The organism is Streptomyces sp. NPDC020362, assembly GCF_040642095.1.
Classification (GTDB): Bacteria; Actinomycetota; Actinomycetes; order Streptomycetales; family Streptomycetaceae; genus Streptomyces.
On sequence record NZ_JBFAET010000260.1, the window covers coordinates 1 to 10,257 of the forward strand.

General features: G+C 72.9%; 8 protein-coding genes. 2 read left to right on the forward strand and 6 right to left on the reverse strand.

From position 1 onward, the window contains the following. The 4 genes from metG to AB0H32_RS43430 all read right to left on the reverse strand — a co-directional run. Positions 1–1,393, reverse strand: a 1,393-nt coding sequence (gene metG, locus AB0H32_RS43415; protein WP_361133627.1) for a methionine--tRNA ligase, incomplete at its 3' end; no start/stop codon positions are given. 163 nt (positions 1,394–1,556) lie between these two features. Continuing rightward, the gene (locus AB0H32_RS43420) at positions 1,557–3,383 is read right to left on the reverse strand and encodes a VWA domain-containing protein (protein ID WP_361133630.1); all 1,827 of its coding nucleotides are present in this window, start codon (positions 3,381–3,383) and stop codon (positions 1,557–1,559) included. A gap of 100 nt (positions 3,384–3,483) precedes the next feature. After that, a complete protein-coding gene (locus AB0H32_RS43425; protein WP_361133633.1) occupies positions 3,484–5,460 on the reverse strand; it encodes an FUSC family protein in 1,977 nt (658 codons plus the stop codon). A 135-nt stretch (positions 5,461–5,595) separates the two neighbouring features. Continuing rightward, a complete protein-coding gene (locus tag AB0H32_RS43430; protein ID WP_361133636.1) occupies positions 5,596–6,390 on the reverse strand; it encodes an alpha/beta hydrolase in 795 nt (264 codons plus the stop codon). Between the two features lie 164 nt (positions 6,391–6,554). On the opposite strand from AB0H32_RS43430, the gene AB0H32_RS43435 reads away from it, so the two are divergent. Beyond that, entirely contained in the window at positions 6,555–7,901 is a 1,347-nt protein-coding gene (locus AB0H32_RS43435; protein ID WP_361133639.1) for a PLP-dependent aminotransferase family protein, read from the forward strand. Here the strand turns inward: AB0H32_RS43435 and AB0H32_RS43440 are convergent. Both AB0H32_RS43440 and AB0H32_RS43445 read right to left on the reverse strand, forming a co-directional pair. After that, a complete protein-coding gene (locus tag AB0H32_RS43440) occupies positions 7,801–8,739 on the reverse strand; it encodes a hypothetical protein (RefSeq protein WP_361133642.1) in 939 nt (312 codons plus the stop codon). The two genes, AB0H32_RS43435 and AB0H32_RS43440, sit on opposite strands and share 101 nt — an antisense overlap. Before the next feature lie 227 nt (positions 8,740–8,966). Beyond that, positions 8,967–9,428: a hypothetical protein gene (locus AB0H32_RS43445; RefSeq protein WP_361133645.1), complete on the reverse strand. Its 462-nt coding sequence runs from the start codon at positions 9,426–9,428 to the stop codon at positions 8,967–8,969. Between the two features lie 152 nt (positions 9,429–9,580). On the opposite strand from AB0H32_RS43445, the gene AB0H32_RS43450 reads away from it, so the two are divergent. Then, a partial coding sequence (locus AB0H32_RS43450) for a SpoIIE family protein phosphatase (RefSeq protein WP_361133648.1) occupies positions 9,581–10,257 on the forward strand: 677 nt, incomplete at its 3' end.

Genomic DNA, 10,257 nt, shown 5'->3' on the forward strand with positions numbered 1-10,257 from the left:
TGCCGGCCGACCACAGGGCACGCAGGGCGGCGGCCGCCTTGCGGAACTGGAGGGTCTCCATGTGCGACTCGTACTCGGCGAGGAGCGAGGCGATCTCCTCGCCGAGGCGGGTCTCCGCCTCGCCCGGCTCGCCCCCGGCCGGCACGTCGTCGCCAAAGCGCTTGCGGGAGAAGGACAGCACGCGGTTGACGAAGTTGCCGAGGGTGTCGGCGAGGTCCTTGTTCACCGTGGCCGTGAAGTGCTCCCAGGTGAAGGACGAGTCGTCCGACTCCGGGGCGTTGGCGATCAGGAAGTAGCGCCAGTAGTCGGCGGGGAGGATCTCCAGGGCCTGGTCGGTGAAGACGCCCCGCTTCTGCGAGGTGGAGAACTTGCCGCCGTAGTACGTCAGCCAGTTGAAGGCCTTGACGTAGTCGACCTTCTTCCACGGCTCGCGCACGCCGAGTTCGGTGGCCGGGAACATCACCGTGTGGAAGGGGACGTTGTCCTTGGCCATGAACTGCGTGTAGCGGACGTCGGTGTCGACGTCGTACCACCAGGACTTCCAGTCGCGGTTCTCCGGGTCCTGGTCGGACCACTCCTTGGTCGCGCCGAGGTACTCGATCGGGGCGTCGAACCAGACGTAGAAGACCTTGCCCTCGGCGGCCAGCTCCGGCCAGGTGTCCGCCGGGACGGGCACGCCCCAGTCCAGGTCACGGGTGATCGCACGGTCGTGCAGGCCCTCGGTCAGCCACTTGTGGGCGATGGAGGAGGCCAGCTGCGGCCAGTCCTTGTCGTGGCGGGCGACCCATTCGCGGACCTCGTTCTCCAGCTTCGACTGGAGGAGGAAGAGGTGCTTGGTCTCACGGACCTCCAGGTCCGTGGAGCCCGAGATCGCCGAGCGGGGGTTGATCAGGTCCGTGGGGTCGAGGACCCGGGTGCAGTTCTCGCACTGGTCGCCGCGGGCCTTGTCGTAGCCGCAGTGCGGGCAGGTGCCCTCCACATAGCGGTCCGGGAGGAAGCGGCCGTCGGTGGGCGAGTAGACCTGGCGGATCGCGCGCTCTTCGATGAAGCCGTTCTCGTTCAGCCTGCGGGCGAAGTGCTGGGTGATCTCGCGGTTCTCGGCGGAGGAACTCCGGCCGAAGTAGTCGAACGCCAGCGCGAAGCCGTCGTAGACCGCCTTCTGGGCGTCGTGCGCCTGGGCGCAGAACTCGTCGACCGGGAGGCCCTGCTCCTTGGCGGCCAGTTCCGCGGGGGTGCCGTGCTCGTCCGTCGCGCAGATGTACAGGACGTCGTGGCCGCGCTGGCGGAGGTACCGGGAGTACACGTCCGCCGGGAGCATGGACCCCACCATGTTGCCCAGGTGCTTGATTCCGTTGATGTACGGAAGGGCGCTGGTGATGAGGTGTCGAGCCATCGCGGGCTGCTCCCAGGTTGCTACGCGGGGTGACGGCCGCGGTGTCTGTCGGTGTCCGCGGTCGTCTTCGAACCTTGAAAGCGTAGCTGACATGGGTGTGCCGCCCGCTCCCCGTTTTACGGGGTGAGAAGCGGACGGCACCGGGTGGAGGGGTCGGGAGGGGTTACGGACGCCAGGCCGCGAGCACGCCCTCGTACAGCTCCGTGTCCGTCAGCTCGCGCGGGGTGGGGCCCGCGTGGAAGAAGGACGTGTTGCCGGTCTTCAGTTTGCGCAGGTAGTCGAAGGCCTTGTTGTCGTGCTCACCGAAGGCGACGAAGGAGAAGAAGACGGAGGAGTGCTTCGCGGCGGCCTCGGTGAGGGACTGGGTGGCCGGGGTCTTGGCGTCGGGGGCGCCGTCCGTCTGGAAGACCACCAGGGCGGGGGGTGCGGTGTCCGGGTCCGGGTGGCTCTTCTCGTAGTGGGCGAGGACGGCCTCTACGGCGGCGTGGTAGCTGGTGCGGCCCATGCGGCCGAGGGAGGCGTGGACGTCGTCGATCTTGGTCTCGTGGTCCGGGGTGAGGGTGAGGTCGGTGGTGCCGTCGACCTCCGTGGAGAAGAAGACGACGTGGACCTCGGCCTCGGGGTCGAGGTGGGCGGCGAGGGCGAGGGTCTGGTCGGCGAGGGCCTGGGCGGAGCCGTCCTTGTAGTACGGGCGCATGCTGGCGGAGCGGTCGAGCACGAGGTAGAGCTTCGCTCGGGCGCCGGTGAGGTGGGACTTCTTGAGGGTGGTGGTGGCGGCCCTGTAGGCGGTGGTGAGGGAAGGGGTGCGGGACTTCACTCGGGTGAGGGGGAGGGCGGGTTTGGCCGCCCCTGCCTCGGCCTCCGGCCCGGGCCCCGCCTCGGCTTCGCCTTCGGCGCTGCTGTCGTTCCCTGCCTCGGCCTCCGGCTCGGGGCCCGCCTCGGCTTCGCCTTCGGCGCTGTTTTCGTTCCCACCCGCACCACCCGTGCGGCTTTCGTCGTCGGCTGCGGGTGGCCCCTGCGGGGCGTCCTCGCCGTCGGCGGCCTGCGGCTCGTCCGGGGTCTCTTCCCGTACGGCGGTCTCAGCGGCCGCCGGCTCCGGCTCGCCGACCGGCTCAGCCTCCACCTCTGCGACCGCTTCCACGTCTGCGACCGGCTCGGGCTCCGCTACCGGTTCTACCTCTGCGACCGGCTCGGGCTCCACTGCCGCTTCCGCGTCTGCGACCGGCTCGGGCTCCACTGCCGGCTCTGCCTCAGCCACGGCCTCTGCCTCAGCCACAGGCTTCGTCTGAGCGGCCTGCTCAGCTTCGGCCGCAGGCTCCGCATCAGCCGCAGGCTCCGCCTCGGCCGCAGGCTCCGCCACAGGCTCGGTCTCGGCCACAGGCTCGGCCTCAGCCACCGGTTCCGGCTTCTCGGCCGGCTCGGGCTCGGTTTCCGCTTCGGGCTCAGGCTGCTCAGCAACCGGCTCGGGGGCGGGCTGCGGCTTCACCTCGGCCGTCGGCTCGGTCTCAGCGGCCTGCTCCGCCGCAGCCGTCGGCTCGGCCTCTGCCACGGGCTCTGCCTCGGCGGTCTGCTCAGCCTCGGCAGCCTGCTCTGCCTCTGCCTCTGCCTCTGCCGCCTGCTTCGGCTCGGCCTCTGCATCAGCGGTCGGCTCTGCCTCGGCCGTCGGCTGCGCCTCCGTCACCTGCTCGGCCTCGGCCTCTGCCTCGGCCGTCGGCTTCGGGGGTTCGGGTGTCGGGTGCTGCTGGGTGGGCTCTGTGGCCTGCCTGGGGACCGATACGTTGTCGAAGGCTGCCGTCACCAGGTCGTGTTCCCCGGGGGAGGAGGTGCGGGGCTCGGGGACCTGGGCGGTCGGGGACGGAGTTTCTTCGGAGGCGGGCGCCGGCACGGGGGCCGGGGTCGGCGAAGGGCGTCGGTCCGCACCCTCTGCCTCGGCGGTGCGCGCCTTGCGCCCTCGGCCGAACGCGTTCCGCAGGAGAGTGAGAATGCCCATGTGCGCAACCCTTCGCGTGAGTTGTTCCCGTCGATCCCTGGCCAGGACGGACACGTAAGGTTAGCGGCCCCAGATTGCGTTTCGGTCGCTGGCCGGGAGGTCAGTGCGGTGTCGTAATCGCACGTGCCGCGGCCACCTCCTGGCGCAGCGGTTCGAGGACGCTGCCCGAGGGGCCGGTCAGGTGGGTGCGGACCGCGGTGAGGGTCTCCGACCGCCGTACGCCTTCGGACAGTTCGCGCAGCTGACCGGCCACCTGGTCGATCTCGGAGGCCGACGGGGGCTCGGCGCCGTGGCGGACGCGGACGCGAGCCGCGGTCGTCGCGTCGACGATCCGTTCCACGGCGACCACCAGCGGCCACCAGGCCGCGGCCCGGCGTCCGGTCGGCGGTGGTTCGGTCAGGGCGCGCTGGAACTCCATGCGGATGACCGACAGGTCGCGGTAGAGGCGGCGGCGCATGCGGGCGCGGGCGGCAGGGTCGGTCTGCGGGCCGAAGGCCGCCTCCACGTACGCCGCCGTGCCGGCCACCGCGTCCGCGAGGCGGTCGCCGACCCGGGTGTGCCAGCTCTCCGGCCACAGCAGATAGCCCGCGACCAGGGCGATCGCGCAGCCCATGAGGGAGTCCAGGAGGCGGGGCAGCAGGAGGGCCGTGCCCTGGTGGTTCAGGATGTCGGAGAGGAGGAGGATCACCGGGGTGATCGCCGCCGTCTGATAGCCGTAGCCGCGCGGGGTCAGGGCCGGGATCAGCGGGGCGAGGACGAGCAGCACGGGGACGTCCCACCAGCCCCGGGGTACTTCCGCCAGGACCGCCGCCGCGATCACCAGCCCCGCCACCGTGCCCAGCGCCCGCAGCAGTGCCCGCGAGAACACCGAGCCGAAGTCGGGCTTGAGGACGAAGGTGATCGTCAGGGCCACCCAGTAGGAGCGGGGGACCGGGACGAGCGAGACCAGGGACTGTGCGATACCGATGCAGACGGCCAGGCGCAGGCCGTAGCGCCAGGAGTTGGCGGACAGGACGACGCCCCGGGCCGCGCGGGCGGTGCGGATGCCGAGTGCGGCCGGGAGGCCGAGGCGGCCGTCGATGCCATGGGGGTCCCCCCGCTCGAGCGACGCCGAGAGTGGGGAAAGGTCGACGTCCGGCCTGGTGACGACCTCGGCGGCGTGACGCAGCGCGTGGTCGACGGCCCGTGCGGTCTCGGTGGTGGGGGCGGGCAGGGTGGGCAGGGCTGCGGGATCCGGGTGGCCGCTCTCGACGGCCCGGGCGAGGCGGCGGAGCCCCTCGGGGACCTCCGGCGGGAGCGGGCGGCCGGAGAGGTGGACGGCGGGTGCCGCCTCGATCAGCGGGGTGATCGCGTTCAACTGGGCCAGCAGCCGGGTGAGTTCGCGGCTGCGGCCGTGGTGGCGGGCGCGGTGGGCGAGGATGAGGTCGTAGGACCGGTTGAGGGACTGGGTGACGTCGAAGCGGGTGGTGATGTAGCGGTCCGGGTCGCCGCAGGCGGCCAGCAGGTCGGCCACCGTGCGGTATGCGGCCGCGACCGAGTCGCGCTCGGGCACCCCCGCCCGCAGCGGCCAGGCGAGCAGTGCCAGGGCGAGGACGAGCAGGCCGCCGCCGGTCATCAGGGCCGGGGGCAGCCACCAGGGGCTGGGGAGCGGAAGTCCCGCGGCGACCACGGCGTTCAGGAGCAGCAGCAGTCCCGACACGGAGGCCACCGCGCCGATCGTCGAGATCATTCCGGACACCAGGGCGACGCAGGTGACGGTGGCGACCGCGACCCATCCCCGGCCGTACACCAGCGAGCCCAGGACGACGCCGACGGCGCCGACGAGCTGTGGAACGGCGATGTTGATGACGCGCATGCGGTAGGCGTCGGCGGTGTCGCCGATGACGCCGTTCAGTGCGCCCATGGAGGCGAGCGCGCCGTATGCGGGCTGCCCGGCCGCGAGGCCGATCGCCAGGGGGGCCGACAGGCCGACGCCCGCCCGCGCCATCGCGGCCCGGTTGAGGGGTGCCCGGTGGGGTTGGAGGTTCCGGACCAGCCAGTCGGGTGGGGTGAGGCCGATGGGGAACTCGCGGGACATGCGCCCATTATGGCCACTTCACCCCGGACCGCCCCGGTCCGCTCGGGTGCGCTCGGGCCCGCCGGTCCGCTCGGGGGGGCGTGCTCGGGGGGCTTGCTTGCTGGTGGGATGTGACGTCCCGGGCCCGCCCCCCGGTTACGAGGAGCGCGTGTCGATCCCGGCCAGGAACTCTCCCAGGACCTCGTTGAACTCCCCTGCCCGTTCCAGGTTCGGCAGGTGGGCCGCCCCTTCGACCACGTGCAGCACGGAGTGGGGGATCGCCGCGTGCATGGCCTCGGCGTCCGCCACCGGCGTGTACGTGTCGTCGGCGCCGGTCACGACCAGGGCGGGGACGCTCACCCGGGTCAGCAGGGTGCGGTAGTCGGGGCGTTCGGCGCGGCCGCGCAGGGAGGCCGCGGCGCCCTCGGGGGACGTGGCCGTCATCATGCGGTGCACGTGGGCCTTGACCAGGGGATCGGCGTACGGGGCGACCATCCTCTCCAGGACCTCGTCGGCGTAGCCGCGCATCCCCTCGGAGAGCAGCCGGTCGGCCAGGGCGTTGCGGCCGGTCCTGCCCTCGGGCGTCTCGGCGTCGGGGAAGGTGTCGGCGAGGACCAGGCCCCGGATGCGGTCGCCGAAGCGGTCGTAGCACTCCATGGCGATCTGGCCGCCCATCGACAGGCCGGCCAGTACGAAGGAGTCCACCCCCAGGAGGTCCAGGAGTTCCTCGATGTCCTGGGCGTGGCGGGCGAGCGGGACGATACCCGGGGTGACGGGGGAGGCGCCGTAGCCGCGCAGGTCGGGGGCGATCACACGGCGGCCGGCGGAGAACGCGGCCAGCTGCGGGGCCCACATCGTGCGGTCGAAGGGGTGGCCGTGGACGAGGACGAGGGGGGTCCGGGAGGAGGCGCCGGAGTCCGCCTTGTCCTCGTATGCGAGGAAGGGGCTCATGCGACCGACCCTAGGCACCCCCAACTCCTCGGTGCAATAAAATCTTTGCCCTCGGTGCAATGCGGTGCGCGGGTACGGGGTGTGCCGGTACGGGGTGTGCCGGTACGGGGTGTGCCGGTACGGGGTGTGCCGGTACCAGGTGGGTCGGTACGACAGGGGGGCGCATGGACGACTACCGGCGGATCGCCGACCGGATCGCCGACGACATCACCCGCGGCCGGCTCCGCCCGGGCCGGCGGCTGCCGCCGCAGCGGGCGTTCGCCCGGCGGCACGGGATCGCCGCTTCGACGGCGGGACGGGTGTACGCCGAACTCGTCCGCCGGGGGCTGGTGGTGGGCGAGGTCGGACGCGGCACGTTCGTGCGCGCCACCGAGCCGGACCGGCAGCCGGGGCACGCGCTGACCGAGGCGGCCGGCGCCGAGCCCGTGAACCTGGAGCTCAACTACCCGTCCGCGCCCGGCCAGTCCGGGCTGCTGGCCCCTGCCCTCGCGCCGCTGCTGCGGCCGGACGCGCTGGCCGAGGCACTGCGGCCCGCCCCGGCCGCCGGCACCCCCGCGGCCCGGGAAGCGGTCGCGGGGCTGGCGGCCACCGGCGGCCCGCGGCCCGATCCCGGCCGGATCCTGTTCACCGGCAACGCCCGCCAGGCGATTGCCGCCACCCTGGCCTCCCTGGTCCGGCCGGGCGGCCGGGTCGGCGTCGAACCGCTGACGTATCCGCTGGTCAAGGAGATCGCGGCGCGGCTCGGCTGCACCCTCGTCCCGCTCGCGGCCGACGAGCAGGGGCCGCTGCCCGAGGCCGTCGCCGCGGCCCACCGCACCGCTGCCCTGTCCGCCCTCTATCTCCAGCCGACCCTGCACAATCCGACCTCGCTGACCCTCGGTGCCGAGCGGCGGGAGCGCCTGGCCGACGTCATCCACAGCTTGGGGATACCGGTCGTGGAGGACCGGATCTGGTCCTTCCTGCACGCGGGCGGTGAACCCCCGATCGCCGCGCTCGTCCCGGAACTCGTCCACCTCGTCGACGGGCTGTCCAAGCGGGTCGCCCCGGGGCTCACCGTCGGCTTCGTCCTGGCGCCGGCGGACCGCACCGGGGCGGTGGCGCGGGCCGTCAGGTCCGGGGGCTGGAACGCGGGGTCCTTCGCACTGGAGGCGGCCGTGCGGTGGATCGGGGACGGGACCGTGGCACGGCTGGTCGCCGCCAAGCGGCGGGACGCGGGGCGGCGGCAGCGGCTGGTCGCCGAACAACTGGACGGATTCGCCGTACGGTCCGATCCGGCGGCCTACTTCGCCTGGTGGCAGCTGCCCGCGCCCTGGCGGGCCGACACCTTCACCGCGGCCGCGCGGGCGCACGGGATCGCCGTCACCCCGGGTACCGCCTTCTCGGTCGACCCGAGCCGGACCCCGAACGCCGTCAGGCTCGGGCTCGCGTCGGCTCCGGAGCCGGATCTGGCGCGGGCGCTGCGGACCCTCGCCGGCCTCGCGCGCGGCGGGTCAGCCGCAGACGGCGGGTGAGCCAGGCCGTCAGCGCCACCGCGAGGCCGAGGCCCAGCAGCAGCCAGGAGACCGTACGCAGGGTGGCGGTCAGGGCGTCGTAGACCGCACCCGCGGCCGGATGCGACACACCGGCCGGCAGGCCGGCGAGGGTGAGGCTGCGCCCGACGGTGACGGCGAGGGCGAGCAGCGCGCCGCCCAGGGCCGTGCCCAGCGCGGTCGCGGCGACGGCACGACGACGGCGGACGGCCAGTCCGATCCCGGCGACGGCGAAGACGGCGGCCGTGACCGGGAGCCAGAAGCCGGCGACTTCGAGCACGCGGAATCCCTTCCTCAGCTGGGTGACCTCGCCCGCCGGGAGCACCGGAACCGCGGTGTGCTGCACCGGGATGCGGGCGGCGAGCGGCACATGGTCCTGGGTGAGCTGGCGTTTGACCTGGTCGGTGACGGGGGCGAGGTCGAGGGTGAGCGGCTGCGCGCCGCCGTCGTCCGCGTCCTCGGTGCGCAGGGCGCGCAGCACCGCGTCGTGCGTGACCCGGTTGCCGGTGTCCCAGGCCAGCCGGAAGGCGCGGGTCTGGGTGAAGGAGCGCACGGCGTCGTGCACGAACGGGGCGACCGAGCCGCGCATCCGGCGGACGTCCATCCGGTGGTCCACCTCGCGCACTATGTCGTCCCCGACCGTGGCCACGACGGCTTCCCGCACGGCGGGGTCGGTGGCGAGCGGGGCCATCGTGGTGACGTACCGGCCCGTGTCGGCGAGCCCGTACGCCGCCCAGGCCGCCAGCGCGCCGAACGGCACGAGCAGGCAGGACAGGACGATCAGTACGGCCGACAGGGCGCTCCTGAGGCGTGGGGGCACGCTTCAAGGCAAGGCCGCTGCGCACCGGTGCGCGAGCGGTACGCGTGCATTCGGGCGAAAAGTCAAGCTGAACGGCTGCGACGCCTGGCGGGGCCGGTGATTCCGGTCTCCGGTGGAGGGCTCATCCGAACGGGTGTTTCCTGGTGCTGGGGACGGTGGAGGGAATCACAGGGGAGTGCGTGGGCCCCGGCCGGACACCGGCCGGGGCCCACGCGCGTGACGCATGCTCAGCGCACCCGGTGCCCGGCCGCGTCCTCATGCGTGTAGTAGTGGTAGAAGACCACCACGAAGGTGACCGCCGAGACCGCCAGCGACATGCCCACGGACCTCAGGATCGACTCGCCGGACTGGCTGTAGAGAAAACCGAACGCACAGCCGATGAACGCGGTCCAGGCCAGCGCGCGCACCTCCCGCCGCATGCGCGGGGCCGCGGTCAGCAGAGCCATGAGCACCACCGCGAACACGATCGCCGTGACGAACCCGAACAGCACGTTCCAGCCGGTGATGGGACCGCCGCTGCGCCGGTTGGCCGCGGCCCAGTAGCCGTAGACCAGGCCCAGCACGACCGGCACGACCAGCCGGGCGATCCGGTGGGTGCGCTCGTCGAAGACGTTGGGTACGGGGCCCCTGGTCACGGCCTTGCGCGTGGGCTGGGACATACCGCCGGGTGCAGGTGCCGCTTGAGCCATGAGAGCACTCCTCTCTCTCCTCGCCCCTGTTTTCCAGGGCACACCTGCGGGTACGGCCTGGCAAGTCGGCCGGCAGAACAAAAATGGCCGGATGCGACCGGATCCCTCCCGTGCTTCGCTGAGGGAATGGAGGGTTGCCCGCCGTGACCGAGATGGAGTACCGGCGCCGGCGGCAGCTGCTGCGCGTCCGTGGGCGGAGCATCGCCTGGGTGGTGCCCCTGGTGCTGCTCGTCGCCATCGTGCTCCTGGACCTCAACACCACCGAGCGGTTCCGGATCATCTCCTGGATCGTCCTGGTCCCCGGCATCGCCGCCGCGATCTGCGGGGTGTGGACCACCGCCGGCTTCGCCCTGGTCTCGGTGGTGACGTACGTCGTCGTGGACAGCGCCTGGCCCGGCGAGTACCAGGCCGGACTGGCCGACTTCGTCCTGGTCGCGCTCGGCGGCGCCCTGGCCACGCTGGCCTCCGCCGTGCGGGTGCGCCGGGAACAGGAGATGCTGCACGTCCTGGACGTCGCCGAGACGACCCGCCGCACCGTGCTGCGCCCGCTGCCGCCGGACTGGGCAGGACTGGAGCACGCGGGGGTGTACCTGGCCGCCGACTTCGACGCCCGGGTCGGCGGCGACTTCTACGACATCCAGCCCGGCCCGCACGGCACCCGCGTCCTCGTCGGGGACGTGCAGGGCAAGGGCCTGGGCGCGGTGGAGGCGGCCGCCGCGCTGCTCGGCACCTTCCGCGAGGCCGGCTACCACGAGGCGGACCTGCTGACCGTCGCCGAGCGCCTGGAGGTGCGGATGCGCCGGCACCGGCTGCACACCGCCGCCCTCGG

What these genes read in the sequence shown, in the direction of transcription:
- AB0H32_RS43430 (WP_361133636.1), bottom strand. Translation starts at nt 6,390, where the DNA reads ATGAGCCCCTTCCTCGCATACGAGGACAAGGCGGACTCCGGCGCCTCC.
- AB0H32_RS43435 (WP_361133639.1), top strand. Translation starts at nt 6,555, where the DNA reads ATGGACGACTACCGGCGGATCGCCGACCGGATCGCCGACGACATCACC.
- AB0H32_RS43425 (WP_361133633.1), bottom strand. Translation starts at nt 5,460, where the DNA reads ATGTCCCGCGAGTTCCCCATCGGCCTCACCCCACCCGACTGGCTGGTC.
- AB0H32_RS43445 (WP_361133645.1), bottom strand. Translation starts at nt 9,428, where the DNA reads ATGGCTCAAGCGGCACCTGCACCCGGCGGTATGTCCCAGCCCACGCGC.
- AB0H32_RS43420 (WP_361133630.1), bottom strand. Translation starts at nt 3,383, where the DNA reads ATGGGCATTCTCACTCTCCTGCGGAACGCGTTCGGCCGAGGGCGCAAG.